This is a genomic window from Citrobacter sp. Igbk 16, from assembly GCF_028069755.1.
In the GTDB taxonomy this organism is placed as follows: domain Bacteria; phylum Pseudomonadota; class Gammaproteobacteria; order Enterobacterales; family Enterobacteriaceae; genus Citrobacter.
This window is the reverse complement of sequence record NZ_JANEWJ010000002.1, coordinates 197,411-220,547: the sequence shown is the minus strand read 5'-3', so window position 1 is coordinate 220,547 and position 23,137 is coordinate 197,411. Positions and strand designations below refer to the sequence as shown.

The window sequence follows — 23,137 nt, the reverse complement described above, 5'->3', positions numbered from 1 at the left end:
CTGTTTTTACTGGCGTAAAAATTTCATTCGGCTCGCCTTGACGCGCCCGCTAAAAAGACAATATTTAATACAGGGCCTCATGTGCCCGATATCCTTTAAACAATGACAATAATATCGCCGAATTCGGCTCTTTTCTGGAGTCGCGTTGATGATTATAAGAAACAGTAGTGGTCGTCAGAGGTTAATTCTGGCGAACGTCATCGTTTGTGCGCTGTTTGCCAATACGGCATATGGCTGGCAACAAGAATATATCGTTGATGCGCTGTCCGGTCATACGTCGGAACGTTATACATGGGACAGCGATCACCAACCACGTTATAACGACATCCTGGAAGAGCGTATTCGCTCCACCCAGAACGTGGCGGGGCCGGTAGTGAATCTGGCGGACCAAACGGCTCTGGATGCGACCAGCGGTATGAGTGTGGGCTGGAATTTTCCCCTTTCCCGTAAGGTGACGACGGGGCCCGTCGCAGCCCTGCATTATGATGGTTCAACCGCATCTACCTACAACGAATTTGGCGACAGTGTGACTTCGTTAACGCTGACCGATCCGATGTGGCATGCCAGCGTCAGTACCCTGGGCTGGCGGGTCGACTCGCAGTTTGGTGATGTGCGGCCATGGGCGCAAATCAGTTATAACCAGCAATTTGGCGAGAATATCTGGAAGGCGCAATCGGGCCTCAATCGTATGGCGGCGGCGAGTCAGGAGGGTAACTGGGTCGATGTCACTGTCGGTGCAGATATGCTGCTGAATCAGCATATGGCTGCCTATGCGGCACTTTCTCAGGCAGAAAACAGTACGAATAACAGCGATTATCTGTACACCATGGGAGTGAGTGCCAAATTTTAACGAAAAAAAGCCTGGTTAAAACATCTGTGTTACATATTGGGATCAATAATCACACGCATTCCAGCGATAGCGTGCACTAACTCCGGCAATAAAATTCAGTAACCCGACTTTTTGTCTCGTCATTCATTCCGCAATCCAGGCATTTCATTCCGTCCTGATGGCATTTCATGCCGTTTTCCCCAGGTCATAAAAGCACTTCGGTATGGTTGTCGGCAGAGAATTTCCCATTTTGTTTATGCAGGAAGACTGCCATGAAAACTTCTGATTATCAGCGTACCCGGTGGCTGACACTGATCGGCACCATCATTACCCAATTTGCATTAGGTTCTGTTTATACCTGGAGCCTGTTCAATGGCGCACTCTCTTCAAAACTCGATGCACCGGTTAGTCAGGTCGCATTTTCCTTTGGTTTGCTGAGTCTGGGTCTGGCGATCTCTTCTTCCGTCGCCGGGAAGCTTCAGGAACGTTTCGGCGTGAAACGCGTCACCATGGCATCCGGTATCTTACTGGGTGTGGGCTTCTTCTTAACCGCGCATTCTGACAGCTTGATTATGCTGTGGCTGAGTGCCGGTGTACTGGTTGGCCTGGCTGACGGTGCCGGATACCTGTTAACCCTGTCCAACTGCGTGAAATGGTTCCCTGAGCGTAAAGGGCTGATTTCCGCTTTTGCGATCGGTTCTTACGGCCTGGGTAGCCTCGGTTTTAAATTTATCGACAGCCAACTGCTGAGCACAGTGGGTCTGGAAAAGACTTTTATGATTTGGGGCGCGATTGTACTGGTGATGATTGTCTTTGGCTCCACGCTGATGAAAGATGCGCCAAACCAGGAAGTTAAAGCCGTAAATGGCGTGGTAGAGAACGACTACACGCTGGCGCAATCCATGCGTAAACCACAGTACTGGATGTTGGCAGTGATGTTCCTGACAGCATGCATGAGCGGGCTTTACGTGATTGGTGTCGCGAAAGATATCGCCCAAAGCCTGGCAAAAATGGATGTGGCAACAGCGGCGAATGCGGTAACTGTTATTTCTATCGCGAACCTGTCAGGTCGTCTGGTTCTGGGTATTCTGTCCGACAAAATTTCCCGTATTCGCGTTATCACCATTGGTCAGGTTGTTTCGCTGGTGGGTATGGCGGCGCTGCTTTTTGCTCCGCTGAATGAAGTGACATTCTTCGCAGCCATTGCCTGTGTCGCCTTCAACTTCGGTGGCACCATTACGGTTTTCCCGTCACTGGTGAGTGAGTTCTTCGGCCTGAATAACCTCGCGAAAAACTATGGGGTCATCTACCTGGGCTTCGGGATTGGCAGCATCTGCGGGTCAATTATCGCCTCGCTGTTCGGCGGTTTCTATGTGACCTTCTGCGTTATCTTTGCGCTGTTAATCATCTCGCTGGCGCTGTCCACGACCATTCGCCAGCCGCAGCGTAGTGTATTTACAGAGGCACACGCCTGATTTTACTCTTTGTCTGATTTATACACGGCGCATATATTTACAAAAATATATGCGCCGTTTGCATTCTCCATAAGCACTTTTCTCCCCTCCTGTGGTCTACTTAGCCGCGCCCGTAGACATTTCATCTCTGCTGTTGTCGCATTTTTCCCTGTTTGGTTCGATTGACCACTTCACAGGGTGTTTTTATCCCGATTCCCAGGGTTTTTTTGCATGAGATACATTAAATCGATGACGCAGCAAAAGCTTAGCTTCTTGCTTGCGATCTATATCGGTCTGTTTATGAACTGCGCAGTTTTTTATCGCCGCATTGGCAGCTATGTGCAGGAATTTACCGCGCTGAAAGGAATCTCTGCGGTTGTTGAATTGGCCGGCACCGTGCTGGTTACCTTCTTTTTACTTCGTCTTCTGTCTCTGTTTGGTCGGCGGGCCTGGCGCGTACTGGCTACCTTTGTGGTGCTGTGTTCCGCTGGTGCCAGCTATTACATGACCTTCCTGAATGTGGTAATTGGCTACGGCATTATTGCCTCGGTCATGACAACCGATATTGATTTATCAAAGGAAGTTGTGGGCTGGCATTTTATTGTGTGGCTGGTCTCGGTCAGCATCTTACCGCTGCTGCTTATCTGGAGTAATCGCTGCCGCTATACCCTGTTAAAACAGATACGTACGCCAGGTATGAGATGGCGTAGCGTGGCCGTTGTTCTGTTGGCTGGCTTGATGGTGTGGGCGCCGATTCGGTTACTGGGAATACAGCAGAAATCGGTTGAACGGGAAACGGGTATTGATTTGCCCAGCTACGGTGGCGTAGTGGCAAATTCATATTTGCCTTCAAACTGGTTGTCTGCGCTGGGTCTGTATGCCTGGGCGCAGGTTGATGAGTCTTCAGATAACAAGTCGCTGATGAATCCGGCGAAGAAATTTACCTACGTCGCCCCCAAGAATATTGATGATACCTACGTCGTGTTTATTATCGGCGAAACGACCCGTTGGGATCATATGGGTATTTTTGGCTACGAGAGAAATACTACGCCAAGGCTGGCTCAGGAAAAAAACCTGGCCGCTTTCCGCGGATATTCGTGTGATACGGCAACCAAACTTTCGCTACGCTGTATGTTTGTTCGTGAAGGCGGAGCAGAGGAAAACCCGCAGCGTACGCTGAAAGAACAAAATGTCTTTTCCGTACTCAGCCAGCTAGGTTTTAATACCGATCTCTACGCGATGCAAAGTGAGATGTGGTTCTACAGCAACACGATGGCGGAGAACATCGCATATCGTGAGCAGATTGGCGCTGAGCCGCGTAACCGTGGCAAAACGGTTGACGATATGCTGCTGATTTCTGAGATGCAGCAATCAATCAAACCGGACGATAATGGTAAGCACCTGATTATCCTGCATACCAAAGGCTCACACTTTAACTACACGCAGCGCTATACCCGTGAGTACGCCCAGTGGAAGCCGGAGTGTGTCAATGTTGATAGCGGTTGTTCGAAAGCGCAGATGATTAACTCATTTGATAACTCGGTAACTTATGTTGACCACTTTATCACCAAAGTGTTTGACCAGCTGCGCGATAAGAAAGCGATCGTGTTCTATGCTGCCGATCACGGTGAGTCGATCAACGAGCGTGAACACCTGCACGGTACGCCACGTAAAATGGCACCACCAGAGCAGTTCCGCGTTCCTATGTTGGTGTGGATGTCTGATAAGTATCTGGAAGACCCCGATCATGCGAAAGCCTTCGCCCACCTTAAGCAGGAGGCTGATATGAAGGTTCCGCGTCGCCATGTTGAACTGTACGACACCATTCTCGGTTGCCTTGGATATACCTCGCCAAACGGCGGTATAAATGAGAATAACAACTGGTGTCATGTCCCGGACGATAAGAAGGTTGTAGCCCGGTAATGGGCTGCTGACTTTCTCGCCGATCGAATGGCATTTTGATACTAAGGGATTGACGGGCGCGCAGCTGAGCAGTAAGATGCGCCCCGCATTCGGTGATTGGCGCAGCCTGGTAGCGCACTTCGTTCGGGACGAAGGGGTCGGAGGTTCGAATCCTCTATCACCGACCAAATTTAAAACCCTGCTCAACGAGCAGGGTTTTTTGCATTTGAAGCCCGTGAGGATGAGAACCTCCGGGGGCAAGAGGTTCGACTCGAGCGTAGCGAGAGAACGTTGCGCCAGCAACGGCCCGCAGGGCGAGCCACGTAGTGGCGAGTCATCCTCTATCACCGACCAAATTAGAAAAGCCCGCTCTTTGAGCGGGTTTTTTGCTTTCTGGAATCCAAAAGATTTGTAGGCCTGATAAGCGCAGCGCCATCAGGCAATTAAAGCGCGCGGGAGTCGGCATCGCCGGATGGCGGCGTAGACGCCTTATCCGGCCTACGAACACAGAGCCATCAGGCAAAACATTGCAGCGTTTGGCATCGCCGGATGGCGGCGCAGACGCCTTATCCGGCCTACGAACGCAGCGCCATCAGGCAAAACATTACATCGTTTTGGCATCGCAAGCACCTTATCCGGCCTACAGGCAAGCGCTGACAGGATGTATTTTGCGGTTTCCCATCCCTATTTTGACCTTCATTTTATCTGCAAAAATTGTGCACCACTTCCCACTGACTGTTAACGATTCTGTGACATATTCCATTGCCTTTTTTTATATTTGCTTGAATCTTTTTTTGCGTTACTTATGGCTGAACCCAGCATTTTCCGCTGTGCGTTTTAACGTTCATGGTATTAATCGCTCAGATATGCAGCATGTGTTGAGAAAATTTTAATAATTTGCATAAATGTTAATCACCAAATGTTTCTGAATATGAAGATATTTATTCTGGCATAGTGCGCGTAGCACAAATTTCCCTGCTGAAAATACCCGCCTGCACTTTTTTTAATCTTTGTTTGCCAATTCTCACCGTTGGTGTAAATCACGGTTACCTGTATTGACGTTTTCACATTCTGTTGACAGATTGTAGGGCATGAGGGGCATTTCATGGAGAATCCGCACTGCAACTCAGTCGCTTATGTGAACGGAATCCCCATCCTCTTAACGCCGACCCGGCCGGGTAAAAAACAAAAAAGGCCAGGCGGTGCAAACCCACTGCAAAGGGTAAAACAACAAACATCACATTTGGAGCAGAAGAATGAGTATTTCCTTGAAGAAGTCAGGGATGCTGAAGCTTGGTCTGAGCCTGGTGGCCATGACCTGCGCCGCAAGCGTACAGGCTAAAACTCTGGTTTATTGTTCAGAAGGATCTCCTGAAGGCTTTAACCCACAGCTTTTCACCTCTGGTACTACCTATGATGCCAGCTCCGTACCGATCTATAACCGCCTGGTTGAATTCAAAACCGGTACAACTGAAGTGATCCCCGGTCTTGCTGAGAAGTGGGAAATCAGCGAAGACGGTAAAACCTATACCTTCCACCTTCGCCCTGGCGTGAAGTGGCAGGACAACAAAGATTTCAAACCGACGCGTGATTTCAACGCTGATGACGTGGTGTTCTCTTTCGATCGTCAGAAAAATGCTCAGAACCCGTACCATAAAGTTTCTGGCGGCAGCTACGAATACTTCGAAGGGATGGGTCTGCCAGACCTGATCAGTGAAGTGAAGAAAGTGGACGATAAAACTGTCCAGTTCGTACTGACCCGTCCGGAAGCACCGTTCCTGGCTGACCTGGCCATGGACTTCGCCTCTATTCTTTCTAAAGAATATGCGGACAACATGCTGAAAGCCGGTTCGCCGGAGAAAGTTGACCTGAACCCAATCGGTACTGGTCCGTTCCAGCTGCAACAGTACCAGAAAGATTCTCGTATTCTGTATAAAGCGTTCGACGGCTTCTGGGGCACCAAGCCGCAGATTGATCGTCTGGTCTTCTCCATTACGCCTGACGCTTCCGTGCGTTATGCCAAACTGCAGAAAAACGAATGCCAGGTGATGCCGTATCCGAACCCGGCGGACATTGCGCGCATGAAGCAGGACAAAAATATCAATCTGATGGAGCAGGCTGGTCTGAACGTCGGTTATCTCTCTTTCAACACCGAGAAGAAACCGTTTGATGACGTGAAAGTTCGTCAGGCGTTGACCTATGCGGTAAACAAAGAAGCGATCATCAAGGCTGTTTATCAGGGGGCTGGCGTTGCCGCGAAGAACCTGATCCCGCCGACCATGTGGGGCTATAACGACGACGTTAAAGATTACAACTACGATCCTGAGAAAGCGAAAGCACTGCTGAAAGAAGCCGGTCAGGATAAAGGCTTTACCGTTGAACTGTGGGCAATGCCGGTACAGCGTCCGTATAACCCGAACGCGCGCCGTATGGCTGAAATGATCCAGGCTGACTGGGCGAAAATTGGTGTTCAGGCCAAGATTGTTACCTACGAATGGGGTGAGTACCTCAAGCGTGCCAAGTCTGGTGAACATCAGGCTGTAATGATGGGCTGGACCGGCGATAACGGGGATCCGGATAACTTCTTCGCCACGCTGTTTAGCTGTGCTGCGGCGAAAGATGGCTCCAACTACTCCCGCTGGTGCTACAAGCCGTTTGAAGATCTGATTCAGCCGGCACGTGCAACCGATGACCACAACAAGCGTATTGAGCTCTACAAACAGGCTCAGGTTGTGATGCATGACCAGGCACCTGCGCTGATCATTGCTCACTCCACCGTGTACGAGCCAGTGCGTAAAGAAGTCAAAGGCTATGTGGTTGATCCATTAGGCAAACACCACTTCGAAAACGTTTCTGTCGAATAATTAAAAGCAATTAAGGAAGCGCTGCGCCCCGGTATTGTGTAAGCCGGATAAGCGCAGCGCCATCCGGCGTAATGCTTTACCCGCGATGCAGTTTGCGTGGGATAAGATTTGTGAGCAATACAGACGCACTGTCACCAGGCTGCGCGTCATTAGAGAGAATCCGGGTTATGTTGCAGTTCATTCTCCGACGTTTGGGACTCGTCATCCCCACGTTTATCGGTATCACTCTTCTCACCTTTGCCTTCGTCCATATGATCCCCGGCGATCCGGTCATGATCATGGCGGGTGAACGTGGGATCTCCCCTGAGCGTCACGCTCAATTGCTGGCTGAACTCGGTCTGGATAAACCGATGTGGCAGCAGTACCTCCACTATATCTGGGGGGTTATGCATGGTGACTTAGGTATCTCGCTGAAAAGCCGTTTACCGGTGTGGGAAGAGTTCGTGCCTCGCTTTAAAGCGACACTGGAACTCGGTGTCTGCGCGATGATTTTCGCCGTCGCAGTGGGTATCCCGGTGGGTGTACTTGCTGCCGTTAAGCGCGGTTCTATTTTTGATCATACCGCCGTTGGTCTGGCGCTGACCGGTTACTCAATGCCTATCTTCTGGTGGGGCATGATGCTGATCATGTTGGTTTCCGTGCAGTGGAACCTGACGCCGGTTTCCGGTCGAGTGAGTGACATGGTGTTCCTTGATGATTCCAATCCACTGACCGGATTTATGCTGATCGACACAGCCATCTGGGGTGAAGAGGGCAATTTCATTGATGCGCTGGCGCATATGATCCTGCCGGCGATGGTGCTTGGCACCATTCCCCTGGCGGTGATTGTGCGTATGACCCGTTCATCGATGTTGGAAGTGCTGGGCGAAGACTACATTCGTACCGCGCGCGCCAAAGGGTTGACCCGTATGCGCGTCATCATCATTCATGCTCTGCGCAACGCCATGCTGCCTGTTGTGACCGTTATTGGCCTTCAGGTCGGTACGCTGCTGGCGGGGGCGATCCTGACCGAAACCATCTTCTCGTGGCCGGGTCTGGGGCGCTGGCTGATTGATGCGCTGCAACGCCGTGATTATCCGGTAGTGCAGGGCGGGGTATTACTGGTGGCGACGATGATTATTCTCGTCAACCTGCTGGTAGACCTACTGTACGGCGTGGTGAACCCGCGTATTCGGCATAAGAAGTAAGGGGCCATCATGTCACAGGTTACTGAAAATAAAGTTATTGCTGCACCGGTGCCGATGACCCCGTTGCAGGAGTTCTGGCACTATTTTAAACGCAACAAAGGTGCGGTTGTCGGGCTGGTGTATGTGGTGGTGATGATCCTGATTGCGGTCTTTGCCAACGTTCTCGCACCGTACAATCCAGCTGATCAGTTCCGCGATACGCTATTGGCCCCACCTGCGTGGCAGGAAGGTGGCACCATGGCACATCTGTTCGGTACTGACGATGTAGGCCGCGATGTGCTGTCGCGTCTGATGTATGGTGCGCGTTTATCGCTGCTGGTTGGCTGCCTGGTGGTCGTACTGTCCCTGTTGATGGGCGTGGTGCTCGGTCTGGTTGCCGGTTACTTTGGCGGTATCGTCGATAACGTCATCATGCGTGTGGTCGATATTATGCTGGCGCTGCCGAGCCTGTTGCTGGCGCTGGTGCTGGTTGCCGTATTTGGTCCTTCTATTGGTAACGCCGCGCTGGCGCTGACGTTCGTGGCATTGCCGCACTATGTCCGTCTGACGCGTGCCGCAGTCCTGGTGGAAGTGAACCGCGATTACGTTACCGCTTCCCGCGTAGCGGGTGCAGGTGCGATGCGTCAGATGTTCGTTAATATTCTTCCTAACTGTCTTGCGCCGCTGATCGTTCAGGCGTCGCTCGGTTTCTCTAACGCTATTCTCGATATGGCCGCGCTTGGCTTCCTGGGTATGGGTGCGCAACCACCAACACCGGAATGGGGAACCATGCTCTCCGACGTGTTGCAGTTTGCGCAGAGTGCCTGGTGGGTCGTGACCTTCCCGGGTCTGGCGATCCTGCTGACGGTGCTGGCATTTAACCTGATGGGTGACGGTCTGCGTGACGCGCTCGATCCCAAACTGAAGCAGTAAGAGGTTCGAGATGGCGTTATTAAATGTAGATAAATTATCGGTGCACTTCGGCGACGTTGGTTCCGAATTCCGCGCCGTAGACCGTATTAGTTACAGTGTGAACCAGGGCGAAGTGGTTGGTATTGTGGGCGAATCCGGCTCCGGTAAATCGGTCAGTTCGCTGGCGATTATGGGGCTGATTGACTACCCCGGCCGCGTGATGGCCGAAAATCTGGAGTTTAACGGTCGCGATCTGAAGCGTATCTCTGAGAAAGAGCGTCGTCAGTTGGTGGGTGCGGAAGTGGCAATGATCTTCCAGGACCCGATGACCAGTCTTAACCCGTGCTATACCGTGGGTTACCAGATCATGGAAGCCATTAAGGTGCACCAGGGCGGAAATAAAAAAACGCGTGTTCAGCGGGCAATTGACCTGCTAACCCTGGTGGGTATCCCTGACCCGGCCTCGCGTCTGGATGTGTATCCGCACCAGCTGTCCGGTGGGATGAGCCAACGTGTGATGATTGCGATGGCGATCGCCTGTCGTCCGAAGCTGCTCATTGCTGACGAACCGACAACGGCGCTGGACGTGACCATTCAGGCACAGATCATTGAGCTGCTGTTGGAACTGCAACAGAAAGAGAATATGGCGCTGGTTCTGATCACTCATGACCTGGCGCTGGTGGCGGAGGCTGCGCATAAAATTATCGTGATGTATGCCGGTCAGGTGGTGGAAACCGGAGCGGCGCACGACATTTTCCGCGCACCGCGTCATCCATATACCCAGGCGTTGCTGCGTGCGTTGCCAGAGTTTGCTCAGGATAAAGCGCGTCTGGCATCGTTGCCGGGTGTGGTGCCAGGGAAATATGACCGCCCGAACGGTTGTCTGTTGAATCCTCGTTGCCCCTATGCAACCGACAAATGCCGCGCTGAAGAACCTGAACTGAACCTGCTGGAAGGCGGTCGTCAGTCGAAATGCCACTACCCACTTGATGATGCCGGGAGGCCTGGGCTATGAGTACGCAAAAGGCCGCTTTGCCACAGCCGCTGTTGCAGGCCATTGATCTGAAAAAACACTATCCGGTGAAGAAGGGTATGTTCGCCCCGGAACGCCTGGTGAAAGCGCTGGATGGTGTTTCGTTCACCTTAGAGCGCGGTAAAACATTGGCGGTAGTCGGTGAGTCGGGTTGTGGGAAATCCACTCTTGGACGCCTGCTGACGATGATTGAAGTCCCGACCGGCGGTGAACTGTATTACCAGGGACAGGATCTGCTGAAGCACGACCCGCAGGCGCAGAAGCTGCGTCGGCAGAAAATCCAGATTGTGTTCCAGAACCCGTACGGTTCTCTGAACCCGCGTAAGAAAGTGGGGCAGATTCTGGAAGAGCCGTTGCTGATCAACTCCACGCTCAGCAAAGAGCAGCGCCGTGAAAAAGCGCTGGCGATGATGGCGAAAGTGGGGCTGAAAACCGAGCACTACGACCGCTATCCGCATATGTTCTCCGGCGGTCAGCGTCAGCGTATTGCGATTGCCCGTGGCCTGATGCTTGACCCGGACGTAGTGATTGCCGACGAACCCGTTTCCGCGCTGGATGTATCCGTGCGCGCGCAGGTGTTGAACCTGATGATGGATCTGCAGCAGGAACTGGGGCTGTCCTACGTCTTTATCTCGCACGACCTGTCGGTAGTGGAACATATTGCGGATGAAGTGATGGTGATGTACCTGGGCCGTTGTGTGGAGAAGGGCACCAAGGATCAGATCTTCAATAATCCGCGCCATCCGTATACGCAGGCGCTGCTTTCTGCGACACCACGTCTGAACCCGGATGACCGCCGCGAGCGCATTAAGCTGACCGGCGAGCTGCCAAGCCCGCTGAATCCGCCACCGGGCTGTGCGTTCAATGCCCGTTGCCGTCGTCGCTTTGGTCCTTGTACCCAGCTACAGCCACAGCTGAAAGACTACGGCGGCCAACTGGTTGCGTGCTTTGCCGTTGACCAGGATGAAAATCCGCAGCAATAAACGTGGGTTATGACCCAATAACCGGAGCCTTGTGCTCCGGTTTTTTTATAATTCGTTTTTACTCCCACAATGTGAGTCCATTGGCAGAACATTATTCCATAGTGTCTAGAATGTAGTCAGGTTGGCTTTCGTCACAGAAATATCTACTTCGCAGTTGCTAACTACCAGGAGCAAATGTGGTCACGATACGCTGGGATATTAAAACAATTGATCGTCTGTCGATGGTTGAGGATGTCCTGAAGGAATTTTCCTGCTGTGATATCAATATCATCTCCATGAAAGTTACGCCTGGACGCATTCTGATTAAATCCTGGTGTCGCCAGTTGCAGGATATTTCCTGCGTACAATCCTGCTTAAGCCAGCGCGCTGATATTATTAACGTTGCTTATCTGTGCGAAGAGATAAGCGAACTGTCGATGTCTGAACCGGAACGTCCGCGTTATTTTTCTGACATTATTTGCAGCAGCCAGAGCATGCAACTGTTGATAGAAAAAGCGATCAGAATCGCGGATAGCAAATATACCGTTTTGGTTCGTGGTGAGACCGGAACTGGTAAGGAACTACTGGCCCGGGCCATCCATAATTCCGGGTCACGGCGTTTTTATCCGTTTATTCCGGTTAACTGTTCAGCGCTTCCCGAATCGCTGATGGAAAGTGAATTTTTTGGCTATGAGAAAGGGGCCTTCAGTGGCGCGGACTGTAAAGGCAAAAAAGGGCTGTTTGAAATGGCTGATAAAGGCACCCTTTTTCTGGATGAGTTTGGTGAAATGTCGCTGAGCTTACAGGCCAAATTGTTGCGTGTCCTTCAGGATGGGGGGATCCGTCGCGTTGGCGGGGCGCAAACTATTCCGGTTAATGCGCGTATTATTGTGGCGACTAACGCGAATCTGGAAGAGATGGTGGAGCAACGTCTGCTGCGCGCCGATCTCTATTACCGCATCAACGTACTTTCACTCACCATTCCACCGTTACGCGAGCGCCCGCAGGATATCAGTCTGCTGATCCGCCACTTTGTGCAGAAATACGCGAAGGAGTTCCAACGGCGAATTATTCTGGATAAAGCCTGTTTTGACGCTTTGCACCAGCACAGCTGGCCGGGGAACGTACGTGAGCTGGAAAACACGATTATTCGTCTGATGCTGATGGCCGAATCTGATGTTATTACCCGGGAGGACCTGGGGATGGCGAATCTGTCGGCAGGCGAATTGCGCCACACCCAACGTCCGTTTAAAGAACAGGTCCAGTGTGCTGAGCGTCAGTTAATTGAGCAGATGGTGGAAGAGAATGTGTCGTCGCGGCATATTGCTAAGGCGCTGGGCGTATCGCATACCACGGTATTGAATAAAATTCGGAGTTACCAGCTTGAGAGCGTGAGTTAAGCGCCGCCAGACATTGACGGCGCTGTCATCGGATTATTCAATCAGTTTTAACAGTGGCGACAGGCACAGCAAAATCCCGTAGATCAGGATTAGCCAGGTTTTTAGCCCGCGCAGTTTTTCCAGTTGCGCCACTTTATAGATCAAGAAAAACGGAATAATACACGACACAATTCCATATAGCGGACTGCCTAACTGGAAGAATACCAGCACTGAGACGCGGAACGAAACCCAAATAACCAGCGTAATAACGATAAACGTGCAAATACCCAATGTAAGCACTAGTGGGTTTATTTTCTCAACATCAATTACGCGGCTAAGCACGTTAAGGATAATTCCTTTAATCGCTTCATGGAAGCCCAGGTAAATACCGAAGAATGCGGTCAGGACAGCAAAGATATTCAATATCGTGGAGGTGATATGAATAATCTGACCAGGAATGACCTGTGCGGCCAGAGCCAGTGCAGAAATATTCTGTTCGAAGGCTGAAACCGCCTCTTCGTGGCTAATCGAAAAGGTAAATGAGAATGAGAAAAACAGGATGACTGCAATCAACGTAATGTAGCTGATGCGGTGGGTACGAATGGCCATGCGCGTTGCCAGTACCCGATCAGCCACCCGTTTGCGGTAGGCGATATTCATGGGGTTGAGCACCTGAATAAACACCGCAGAGAAGAAGCAGAATGGGATGGTCAACAGAACGTCACGAAAGAAGACCGATGCTTCAGGAAAGGCGCTGATATTGCTGAAGTTCCAGTGTGGGACCATCGCGAAGCCGAAGATAATGATAATGCCGACTTTTACCACCACCATCGGGCCGGAGATTTTGAACAGCAGCTTTTCTCCACCGGAAGCAATGGCGACCAGTACCGCAAAAATAGCCACTTTATAGATGATTGATTGCGAAAGGTCGGTGTCGGTTAGCCCGAAGGTTTTTATATATGAGGCACTGTCAAAAACAACGGATAATGAATAGATGAATATTCCATGAATAATCATCAAAAAGTAAATCACACCGAGAAATACACCCCAGTTTTTTCCAAGGTAATGACTTATAATATCGGTGTAGTCATTGCAGGTTTCACTTTCGGATAATGTTTTTAAATAAATGTCCTGCACAATATACGTTGCCGGGTAAGCGATAATAAAGGCGACAATAAAAACCCAAATGCCGGTTAAGCCAATTTGTACCGGCATCAGAACTGTACCAGCACCAATTGCCATGCCGATGCAGAGTAATACCCAGCCAAAATCGTATTTTGTAAATGGTATTTTCTTTGAGAATGGTACGGCGGTTGCTGTATTGTTGCTTAATTGTAATGTGTTGTCCTGCATAGAACCCCCTGCCCAAAATACCCGTTCTCCCCAAAAAAGGAGTGCGCGTATAGCCAGACTGTTGTGCCTTGATTCTCAACGACCTGAACCGAGCATCGTCGGTTCAGGTCGTAATGGTCAGAATGTTGCCTTTCTGATGGCGTGTTCAAGGTCGTTAATAATATCTTCTGGATCTTCAAGACCGACAGAAAGACGGATAAGTCCGTCGGTAATACCTGCTTTAAGCCGTTCCTCTGGCGCAACGGGCGAATGTGTCATAGACGCTGGGTGCTGAATGAGGGTTTCGGTATCACCGAGACTGACCGCGAGGAGGCACAATTCTACAGAATTGATCATCCGTCTGCCAGCATCGAGGCCGCCGGCAATTTCAAAGCTGATAATTCCCCCGGGCAGGCTCATCTGCCGTTGGCCCAGCTCATACTGCGGGTGCGAAGTCAGACCTGGATAATACACGCGGGTAATGGAGGGATGTCCTTCCAGGAAACGGGCAATTTTCAGCGCGTTTTCACAGTGACGTTCCATACGAATGCCCAATGTTTTAACGCCACGTAGGGTTAGCCAGGCGTTGAAAGGGCTCATACAGCCACCGGTAATATCCTTCAAACCGACAAACCGCGCCTGGTCGATAAACTCCTGCTTCCCGACAATGATGCCGCCAATCACATCACCGTGTCCGTTAATGTACTTGGTTACACTGTGGACCACGATGTCTGCGCCCAATTGCAGAGGCTGCTGACAATATGGCGACATAAAGGTGTTATCCACGACCAGCAAAGCGCCCTGCTGGTGGGCAATGCCCGCCACTGTTTCGATATCGACCAATGAGAGCGTCGGGTTGGCGGGCGTTTCGATATACACAACTTTAGTTTCCGGCCGCATTGCGGCGCGGATTTCTTCCGGTTTCGCTGCGTCGACAAAACTCACGTTAATGCCGAACTTCGGCATGCTGTGCGACAGAAATGCGTGAGTACAACCATAAATTGCGCTGGCAGAAACGATATGGTCACCTTGTTGACACAGCGTCAGCAGAGTTGTGGTGATGGCGGAAATGCCGGATGCCGTTGCCAGCGCGGCTTCACCCCTTTCCAGAACTGCCAGCTTTTTCTCCAGCGCATCGGTGGTGGGGTTACCCAAACGGGTATAAATGTACCCGGACTCTTCGAGCGCAAAGCGGGCGGCACCCTGTTCGGCGCTGTCAAAAACAAACGTTGAAGTCTGGAAGATAGGCGTACTGAGCGCGCCGGTTGAAGGGTCGGGTTGTTGTCCCGCGTGAACGATCTGGGTATTGAATCCGTAAGTACGACAGTCAGACATGATATCTCCTTTAATTCGGAACAGAACAGCTCACATTCAAATAGCAATTGCTGTGCCAGAAAATTAAGATTTAAATATCAATGAATTAGATGATTTTTGTTTCAGGGGAGCGTCAGGAAAGTTGCCAACTGGCAACAATCTTTCCAGCCATATCGGATTTGTAGCGCCGTAATTGCGAGGCTTCACGCAGAGTGGATGGCGCCGGGGTGCCAGGGCGAAAGGGTTACCGTAGAATCAGCGGCAAGCCGGGATATCCCGGTGAGGCGCAATGTTGCGGGGGCTTGATCCCCGGCGGCATAGGTTGCTGGAAAGAGAAAACCCCCGCACGTTGTTCGGTATAAACCTGGCAACAAAACGGGGGCTGACTTGAACCTGAACAACTCAAGGATAGCCGTGAACAGTTGCCATTGCAACACAGGCGGCTATATGACGCTCATGCAACTGGGTAGTGCTTTCTGGCACGATCTGGCAGCGCCGATCATCGCTGGCATTATTGCCAGCCTGATTGTGAACTGGCTACGTAACAGTAAGTAATGCTCCTTATGGGTGTCTGGTTGCCGTAATGGCAATATGCGCCCGAACCAGGCCGCAGAGGCAACTTTGCGGCCTTTTTCGCCTTAATTGCAGGTAAATCCCTGCGTCATGTCTCTAACCTGCGGCGATAATGCCCAAAGGGAAGTTTTCAGATACCGCCTCTCTTAATACCGCTACGATGGGGTATACTCTGACGGCAGTTTTTGTCTATCCGTGGAGAGTCAGTTTGCGTGTCAGTCGCTCGTTAACAATTAAGCAGATGGCGATGGTTGCGGCCGTTGTCATGGTGTTTGTTTTTATTTTTTGCACCGTTTTGTTGTTCCATTTGGTCCAGCAGAACCGCTATAACACGGCTACGCAACTGGAAAGCATCGCTCGCTCCGTTCGTGAACCTCTGTCGGCCGCCATCCTGAAGGGGGATATCCCCGAAGCGGAAATGATTTTAAGCCGTATCCAGCCCGCTGGCGTGGTCAGTCGCGCGGATGTGGTACTGCCCAACCAGTTTCAGGCATTGCGGATGAGCTTTATCCCTGAACGCCCCGTTCCGGTTACGGTGACTCGACTGTTTGAACTGCCGGTGCAGATTTCGCTCCCGGTCTATTCTCTTGAGCGCTCCGCCAACCCACAGCCGCTGGCGTATCTGGTGTTACAGGCGGATTCATACCGCATGTACAAATTCGTGACGAGCACGCTCTCAACGTTAGTGACCATTTACTTACTTTTGTCGTTAATCCTGTCGGTAGCCATCTCCTGGTGTATTAACCGCCTGATTGTGCACCCGTTACGCAAAATTGCTCGCGAACTGAACGATATTCCGCAGCAGGAGCTGATCGGCTATCAACTGACATTACCGCCTATGCATCAGGATGATGAGATTGGGATGCTGGTGCGTAGCTACAACCTGAATCAGCAACTGGTCCTGCGCCACAGTGAAGAGCAGAACGACAATTCGATGCGCTTTCCGGTCTCTGAACTGCCAAATAAGACGTTCTTAATGGGACTACTTGAGCAGATTGTTACTGGCCCGCAAACAACTGCGCTGATGATTGTCACCTGCGAAACCCTGCGTGATACCGCCGGTGTATTGACCGAGACCCAGCGGGAAATCCTGCTGTTAACGCTGGTTGAGAAACTGAGATCGGTGCTGGCACCCAGAATGGTGCTTACTCAGGTGAGCGGCTATGACTTCGCGATTATTGCGCATGGTGTGAAGGAACCCTGGCATGCAATCACATTAGGTCAGCAAGTACTCACTATCATGAATGAACGGTTGCCTATTCAGGGTATCCAGCTACGCCCGAGCTGCAATATTGGGGTGGCGATGTACTACGGCGATTTGACGGCGGAACAGCTATACAGCCGCGCGCTATCGGCAGTGTTAACCTCGCGTCGCAAGGGTAAAAACCAGATCCAGTTCTTTGATCCGCAACAAATGGAAGAAGCACAGCAGCGTTTGACCGAAGAGAACGACATTCTGACCGCGCTTGATCACCAGCAATTTGCGTTGTGGATGCAGCCGCAGGTAGAGATCGCCAGCGGCAAGATGTTGAGTGCTGAAGCTTTATTGCGGATGCAGCAGGCAGACGGAAGCTGGGAATTACCGGAAGGGTTAATCGACAGGATTGAATCCTGTGGTCTGATGGTGAAGGTTGGATATTGGGTGCTGGAGGAGTCTTGTCGCCAACTTGCAGCCTGGCAGGAACGTGGTCTGATGTTACCGCTGTCGGTGAATCTGTCTGCGCTACAACTGATGCACCCTAGTATGGTGTCGGATCTGCTGGAGTTGTTAAACCGTTATCGCATTAAGCCCGGGACCTTGATTCTTGAAGTTACCGAAAGCCGGCATATCGATGATCCAAACGCCGCTGTCGCTATCCTGCGTCCTCTGCGCAATGCGGGGGTACGCATTGCGTTGGATGATTTTGGTATGGGCTATGCGGGTCTGCGACAGTTGCAGCACATGAAGTCACTGCCAGTTGATGTGCTCAAAATCGATAAGATGTTTGTTGAAGGCCTGCCAGAGGATAGCAGTATGATTTCTGCCATTATTCAGCTGGCTCATAGTCTCAATTTGCAAATGATTGCGGAAGGCGTTGAAACCGAAGCGCAACGCGACTGGTTATCACAGGCAGGGGTGGAAGTCGCGCAAGGATTCCTGTTTGCCCGTCCGGTTCCGGCAGATATCTTCGAAGAACGCCATTTAGCGAAGGAATCAGCTGATTACAAAAGTTAAAAAAGGTAGCGCTTGTGCGAGCCAGTTCAAAATTTTTAACAAATTTGTATCAATTATGATCCAGGTGCATTTCTGTCATGTTGTGTGGGTGTTACTTTAAGGCCGCAGGTTAAACAAAACCTTACAAGACCTGTGGTTTTTACTTTAAGGACACCCTATGAAAACCTCTATCTTCAAAAGCCTTTACTTTCAGGTCCTGACAGCAATTGCCATTGGTATCCTCCTTGGCCATTACTACCCTGAATTAGGCGCCCAAATGAAACCGCTTGGCGACGCGTTCGTTAAGCTCATTAAGATGGTCATCGCACCTGTTATCTTCTGTACTGTCGTTACCGGCATTGCAGGTATGGAAAGTATGAAAGCAGTAGGCCGCACAGGTGCGGTTGCACTGCTTTATTTTGAAGTGGTTAGTACGATTGCGCTGATCATTGGTCTTATCATCGTCAACGTGGTGCAACCTGGTGCCGGGATGAACGTCGATCCGGCAACGCTGGATGCCAAAGCGGTAGCGATTTACGCCGAGCAGGCAAAAGACCAGGGGATCGTGGGCTTCCTGATGGATATTATCCCGGGTAGCGTCATCGGCGCGTTCGCCAGCGGCAACATCCTGCAGGTATTGTTGTTCGCGGTGATGTTTGGTTTTGCTCTGCACCGTCTGGGCAGCAAAGGCCAGATGATTTTCAACGTAATTGAAAGTTTCTCGCAGGTTATTTTCGGCATTATCAACATGATCATGCGCCTTGCGCCGATCGGTGCTTTCGGTGCCATGGCCTTTACCATCGGTAAGTATGGCGTCGGAACGCTGGTGCAACTGGGTCAGTTGATTATCTGCTTCTACATCACTTGTATCTTGTTTGTGGTCGTGGTGCTGGGCTCGATTGCCCGCGCAACCGGCTTCAGCATCTTTAAGTTCATCCGCTATATCCGTGAAGAACTGCTGATCGTTTTGGGAACCTCTTCTTCCGAGTCAGCGCTACCGCGTATGCTTGATAAGATGGAAAAGCTGGGTTGCCGGAAGTCCGTCGTTGGTCTGGTTATTCCCACCGGCTACTCGTTTAACCTTGATGGAACATCGATATATCTGACGATGGCGGCGGTGTTTATCGCGCAGGCCACCAATAGTCATATGGATATCTTCCATCAGATAACCCTGTTGGTGGTGCTGCTGCTCTCCTCGAAAGGTGCAGCGGGCGTGACTGGAAGTGGCTTTATCGTGCTGGCAGCGACGATTTCCGCAGTAGGGCACCTGCCGGTAGCGGGTCTGGCGCTCATCCTGGGTATTGACCGCTTTATGTCTGAAGCGCGTGCGCTGACTAACCTGGTCGGTAACGGTGTGGCAACGGTCGTTGTGGCTAAGTGGGTGAAAGAACTGGACCACAAAAAGCTTGATGATGTGCTGAATAATCGTGCGCCGGATGGCAAAACGCACGATTTATCCTCTTAATCTCGCCACTTATGCCCGTAGTCCCTTCCAGGACTGCGGGCGTTTGCGCATAATTACCCCCTGAGCCTGAAACTGTCTGTTCGACGGTTTCGGGATTTTTTCACTTCTTCCGTGACATTTTTATGTTCTTGCGGTCTAACACGAAGTGTTTTTAACGTCATATTCAGAGGGTCCTTCTCAGGGCTGTCTTTTTATTACCAGGATAGTTGATCAGGGGTTCACATGCAGGGCACAAAAATTCGACTTTTAGCGGGCGGCTTGCTGATGATGGCCTCTGCCGGCTATGTGCAGGCAGATGCGCTCCAGCCTGACCCGGCGTGGCAACAGGGCACGCTGGCGAATGGCCTCCAGTGGCAAGTGTTAGCCACCCCCCAGCGCCCCAGCGACCGTATTGAGGTTCGCCTGCTGGTAAATACCGGTTCACTCACCGAAAGTACGCAACAGAGTGGTTTTAGCCATGCGATCCCACGTATCGCGCTGACGCAAAGCGGTGGCCTTGATGCCACGCAAGCCCGTTCTCTGTGGCAGCAGGGGTTCGATCCTAAACGCCCCATGCCGCCCGTTATCGTTTCCTATGATTCCACGCTGTATAACCTTAGCTTGCCCAATAGCCGAAATGACCTGCTGAAAGAGTCGCTTTCATATCTGGCGAATATCTCCGGCAAGCTGACCATTACCCCTGAAACGGTTAACCATGCGCTGAGCAGCGAAGATATGGTGGCAACATGGCCGACGGATACCAAAGAAGGGTGGTGGCGTTATCGTTTGAAAGGCTCCACGCTGTTAGGGCACGATCCCGCCGATCCGCTGAAAAAGCCGATTGATGCAGCAAAAATTCAGTCGTTCTACCAGAAATGGTACACCCCGGACGCAATGACGCTCATTATCGTCGGTAACGTTGACGCGCGCAGCGTGGCTGAGCAAATCAATAAAACCTTCGGGGAGTTAAAAGGAAAACGTGAAACGCCGGCTCCGGTGCCTACGCTCTCTCCACTGCGTGCGGAAGCGGTAAGCATTATGACCGATGCTGTACGTCAGGATCGTCTTTCCATCATGTGGGACGCGCCGTGGCAACCTATTCGTGAATCCGCCGCGTTGTTACGCTACTGGCGTGCTGATTTAGCCCGTGAAGCGTTGTTCTGGCATATTCAGCAGACGTTATCCAGGAACAACGCGAAAGACATCGGCCTCGGCTTTGATTGTCGGGTGCTGTTCCTGCGTGCACAGTGCGCCATTAACGTTGAATCGCCGAACGATAAGCTAAATGCGAACCTGGGCACGGTGGCACGCGAACTGGCGAAAGTGCGGGATAAGGGCCTGCCGGAAGAAGAGTTTAATGCGCTGGTGGCGCAAAAAAATCTGGAATTGCAGAAACTGTTTGCCACCTACGGCCGCACCGATACCGATATTTTGATCAGCCAGCGTTTGCGCTCGTTGCAAAACCAGGTGGTGGATATCGCGCCAGAACAGTATCAGCGTTTACGGCAGAACTTCCTTAATGGCCTGACCGTTGAGATGCTGAATCAGGATTTGCGTCAGCAGCTATCGCAGGATATGGCTCTCATTCTGCTTCAGCCGAAAGGGGAACCTGAGTTCAACATGAAGGATCTGCAGGCGACATGGGATAGTATCATGGTGCCAGCGACTACGGCGGCAACGCCGGTTGAAACGGATGAATCTCACCCAGAAGTGACGGATATTCCGGCGGTACAGTAAAGGTATCGTAACGTGTAGGCCGGGCAAGCGAAGCGCCTCCGGCCTACAAGGATAATAGTTACTGCGGCATGGCGTCGCGTGGAATAATCGCCCCGCGATGCTGAATAACGGTACTTGCCGTCAGGTGACCGCGTTTAGCGGCTTCAGCGGCATCGCCACCGGTTAAACGCACTGCCAGATACCCGGCACTGAAGGAGTCTCCTGCCGCCGTGGTATCGATCACTTTCTCTTTCGGTAATTTTACAGCCGGTATATCGATAAGTCCTTCACCCTCGATGGACACCAGGCAAGAGTCTGCACCGCGCTTCACAACCACTTCCTGTACGCCAGCTGCGTGAGTCCGGGCAATCACGTCCTCTACGGGTTTTTCACCCCACAGTGCGTCTTCATCGTCCAGCGTCAGGAACGCAATATTGGTGCACTCCAGCATCTGCTGGTACACCTGCTGAGTTTCTTCTTTGCTGCTCCACAGACGCGGGCGGTAGTTGTTGTCAAAAATGACCTTACCGCCGTTGGCGCGGCACTCGCGCAGCAGCGACAGCAGTTTGTCACGGCTGGCCGGGCTTAAAATCGCCAGGCTGATTCCGCTCAGATACAGATAGTCAAATGTCGCCAGTGTTTTGCAAATGGCGTCGGATTGTTCGCTCTCCAGCCAGAATTTCGCCGCCGCTTCATTACGCCAGTAATAGAAGGTGCGCTCGCCAGTACTGTCAGTTTCGATGTAATAGAGACCCGGCAGACGGTTTTCCATACGCTGGGTTAATGACGTATCGACGTTTTCGCCCTGCCAGGATTCCAGCATTTGCTGGCTAAAACTGTCAGTGCCCAGCGCCGTGACGTAATGTACGGAAAGGGCCGCAGAATCGACCTGACGGGCAATATAAACGGATGTATTCAACGTGTCGCCACCGAATCCGCGCTGAACGTCAGCGCCTTTCTGTGACAGCTCAATCATGCATTCGCCAATCACGGCAATCTTCCTGGACATAGTCGTAACCTGCTCTGAAAAAAATTAGCGTTAGTGTGCGCTGTGGGTGTTAAGTGGTCAACTATATTAAAACAACGTTCCATTATTTTTTTGAGCCAGAACGTGTTCTGTGTCGTTTTTGCTGCTGTTTTTATTTTGCGTACTGCTGAACGTAAAGTTCTGCGCCTGAGCGCCGATAACCTTTGACGAGTCCGGTCAGTCACACTCTTATTTACAGGACACCTCAGATGATAAAGCAGGTCACCCAGCAGCTAATTACGCCAGATGCGAGTATCGAATGCTTGCAGGAGCGACGCTATTGGCTGCAGTGCGAGCGTGCTTACACTTATCAGCCCATTTACCAGACCAATGGTCGGCTGATGGCCGTTGAGCTGCTAACCGTCGTGAGCCATCCTGATAGCCCTTCTCAACGCATTGCGCCAGACCGTTATTTTGCTGAAGTGGCTGTTCGGCATCGCGTTGAGGTAGTGAAAGAGCAACTTGAACAACTTGAACTGAAAAGTGATTTTTTCAGAGCCCACGATCTGCTGGCCTCCGTCAATGTCGATGGCCCGACGCTCATTGCGATGCGCCAGGACCCCGAGATCCTGAAAATCATTGAATGCCTGCCCTGGTTGCGCTTTGAGTTGGTAGAGCATATCCGCTTACCGAAGGGGTCGTCGTTTGCCTCAATGTGCGAATTCGGCCCGCTCTGGCTGGATGATTTTGGTACCGGGATGGCCAATTTCTCGGCCCTTAGCGAAGTGAGCTACGACTACATCAAAGTGGCGCGGGATCTGTTTGTGATGCTGCGTCAGACGCCGGAAGGCCGTAACCTCTTCACTCTGCTGCTCCAGCTTATGAACCGCTATTGCCGTGGCGTGATTGTTGAAGGTGTTGAAACCCTGGAAGAGTGGCGCGATGTGCAAAACTCACCGGCGTTTGCTGCACAGGGCTATTTCCTCTCTCGTCCGGTGCCGTTGAGCACCCTTGACGAGGTGATTCTGTCGCTTTGATGCGGATGTAGCGTGCCTCCTTTTCGCCCTGCTGGACTATCTTTAGGTCAGGCAAGGGA

19 protein-coding genes, 1 tRNA gene and 1 other RNA gene are annotated in these 23,137 nt (G+C 51.5%); 18 read left to right on the top strand and 3 right to left on the bottom strand.

The window, feature by feature from the left end; genetic code table 11:
• Positions 1-148: 148 nt before the first annotated feature.
• The 13 genes from NNO03_RS02695 to NNO03_RS02635 all read left to right on the top strand — a co-directional run bounded on the left by NNO03_RS02695 (position 149) and on the right by NNO03_RS02635 (position 12,522).
• On the top strand, positions 149-850 hold the full coding sequence (locus NNO03_RS02695) for an autotransporter outer membrane beta-barrel domain-containing protein (RefSeq protein ID WP_271448732.1): 702 nt from the start codon (positions 149-151) through the stop codon (positions 848-850).
• A 251-nt stretch (positions 851-1,101) separates the two neighbouring features.
• A complete protein-coding gene (locus tag NNO03_RS02690) occupies positions 1,102-2,304 on the top strand; it encodes an MFS transporter (RefSeq protein WP_048213653.1) in 1,203 nt (400 codons plus the stop codon).
• A 210-nt stretch (positions 2,305-2,514) separates the two neighbouring features.
• Positions 2,515-4,206, top strand: a complete 1,692-nt coding sequence (gene eptB, locus NNO03_RS02685; RefSeq protein WP_271440391.1) for a kdo(2)-lipid A phosphoethanolamine 7''-transferase — start codon at positions 2,515-2,517, stop codon at positions 4,204-4,206.
• Between the two features lie 90 nt (positions 4,207-4,296).
• Positions 4,297-4,373: transfer RNA gene (locus NNO03_RS02680), tRNA-Pro, on the top strand.
• 33 nt (positions 4,374-4,406) lie between these two features.
• A non-coding RNA gene (locus tag NNO03_RS02675) (RtT sRNA) lies at positions 4,407-4,539 on the top strand.
• Between the two features lie 173 nt (positions 4,540-4,712).
• Positions 4,713-5,078 (top strand): hypothetical protein, encoded by a 366-nt coding sequence (locus NNO03_RS02670; protein WP_271448731.1) that lies wholly within the window; start codon positions 4,713-4,715, stop codon positions 5,076-5,078.
• 212 nt (positions 5,079-5,290) lie between these two features.
• The gene (locus NNO03_RS02665; protein WP_170974355.1) at positions 5,291-5,527 is read left to right on the top strand and encodes a hypothetical protein; all 237 of its coding nucleotides are present in this window, start codon (positions 5,291-5,293) and stop codon (positions 5,525-5,527) included.
• Positions 5,442-7,049 (top strand): dipeptide ABC transporter periplasmic-binding protein DppA, encoded by a 1,608-nt coding sequence (dppA, locus tag NNO03_RS02660; protein ID WP_271440393.1) that lies wholly within the window; start codon positions 5,442-5,444, stop codon positions 7,047-7,049. Before NNO03_RS02665 ends, dppA begins: the two co-directional genes overlap by 86 nt.
• 167 nt (positions 7,050-7,216) lie before the next feature.
• Positions 7,217-8,236 (top strand): dipeptide ABC transporter permease DppB, encoded by a 1,020-nt coding sequence (gene dppB / locus NNO03_RS02655; RefSeq protein WP_003827415.1) that lies wholly within the window; start codon positions 7,217-7,219, stop codon positions 8,234-8,236.
• 9 nt (positions 8,237-8,245) lie between these two features.
• Complete coding sequence (gene dppC / locus NNO03_RS02650) at positions 8,246-9,148, top strand: dipeptide ABC transporter permease DppC (RefSeq protein WP_137382040.1); 903 nt, start codon at positions 8,246-8,248, stop codon at positions 9,146-9,148.
• A gap of 10 nt (positions 9,149-9,158) precedes the next feature.
• On the top strand, positions 9,159-10,142 hold the full coding sequence (gene dppD, locus NNO03_RS02645) for a dipeptide ABC transporter ATP-binding protein (RefSeq protein ID WP_137382039.1): 984 nt from the start codon (positions 9,159-9,161) through the stop codon (positions 10,140-10,142).
• A complete protein-coding gene (dppF, locus tag NNO03_RS02640) occupies positions 10,139-11,143 on the top strand; it encodes a dipeptide ABC transporter ATP-binding subunit DppF (RefSeq protein WP_043018667.1) in 1,005 nt (334 codons plus the stop codon). The genes dppD and dppF overlap by 4 nt, the downstream gene beginning before the upstream one ends.
• 176 nt (positions 11,144-11,319) lie before the next feature.
• Positions 11,320-12,522, top strand: coding sequence for a sigma-54-dependent Fis family transcriptional regulator (locus NNO03_RS02635; RefSeq protein WP_202037468.1), 1,203 nt, complete (start codon positions 11,320-11,322; stop codon positions 12,520-12,522).
• Between the two features lie 33 nt (positions 12,523-12,555).
• On the opposite strand, the gene NNO03_RS02630 is transcribed toward NNO03_RS02635, so the two are convergent.
• Positions 12,556-13,854, bottom strand: coding sequence for a transporter (locus NNO03_RS02630; RefSeq protein ID WP_271440394.1), 1,299 nt, complete (start codon positions 13,852-13,854; stop codon positions 12,556-12,558).
• Positions 13,855-13,971: 117 nt separating this feature from the next.
• Positions 13,972-15,168, bottom strand: coding sequence for a methionine gamma-lyase (gene megL / locus NNO03_RS02625; protein ID WP_271440395.1), 1,197 nt, complete (start codon positions 15,166-15,168; stop codon positions 13,972-13,974).
• Positions 15,169-15,594: 426 nt separating this feature from the next.
• Between megL and NNO03_RS02620 the strand changes: the two genes are divergently transcribed.
• From NNO03_RS02620 to NNO03_RS02605, 4 genes are all read left to right on the top strand, one after another.
• Positions 15,595-15,702 (top strand): type I toxin-antitoxin system toxin Ldr family protein, encoded by a 108-nt coding sequence (locus tag NNO03_RS02620; protein ID WP_202037470.1) that lies wholly within the window; start codon positions 15,595-15,597, stop codon positions 15,700-15,702.
• A gap of 226 nt (positions 15,703-15,928) precedes the next feature.
• Positions 15,929-17,935 carry a biofilm formation regulator HmsP gene (gene hmsP, locus NNO03_RS02615; protein ID WP_271448730.1) on the top strand — a complete coding sequence of 669 codons (2,007 nt, stop codon included), beginning with the start codon at positions 15,929-15,931 and terminating at the stop codon, positions 17,933-17,935.
• Between the two features lie 157 nt (positions 17,936-18,092).
• Positions 18,093-19,379: a C4-dicarboxylate transporter DctC gene (gene dctA, locus NNO03_RS02610; RefSeq protein WP_048213643.1), complete on the top strand. Its 1,287-nt coding sequence runs from the start codon at positions 18,093-18,095 to the stop codon at positions 19,377-19,379.
• Between the two features lie 222 nt (positions 19,380-19,601).
• Entirely contained in the window at positions 19,602-21,095 is a 1,494-nt protein-coding gene (locus NNO03_RS02605) for a pitrilysin family protein (protein ID WP_271448729.1), read from the top strand.
• A 58-nt stretch (positions 21,096-21,153) separates the two neighbouring features.
• On the opposite strand, the gene NNO03_RS02600 is transcribed toward NNO03_RS02605, so the two are convergent.
• Positions 21,154-22,083 carry a sugar kinase gene (locus NNO03_RS02600; RefSeq protein WP_271448728.1) on the bottom strand — a complete coding sequence of 310 codons (930 nt, stop codon included), beginning with the start codon at positions 22,081-22,083 and terminating at the stop codon, positions 21,154-21,156.
• A 227-nt stretch (positions 22,084-22,310) separates the two neighbouring features.
• On the opposite strand from NNO03_RS02600, the gene pdeH reads away from it, so the two are divergent.
• Positions 22,311-23,078 carry a cyclic-guanylate-specific phosphodiesterase gene (gene pdeH / locus NNO03_RS02595; protein WP_271448727.1) on the top strand — a complete coding sequence of 256 codons (768 nt, stop codon included), beginning with the start codon at positions 22,311-22,313 and terminating at the stop codon, positions 23,076-23,078.
• The last annotated feature ends 59 nt before the right edge of the window (positions 23,079-23,137 follow it).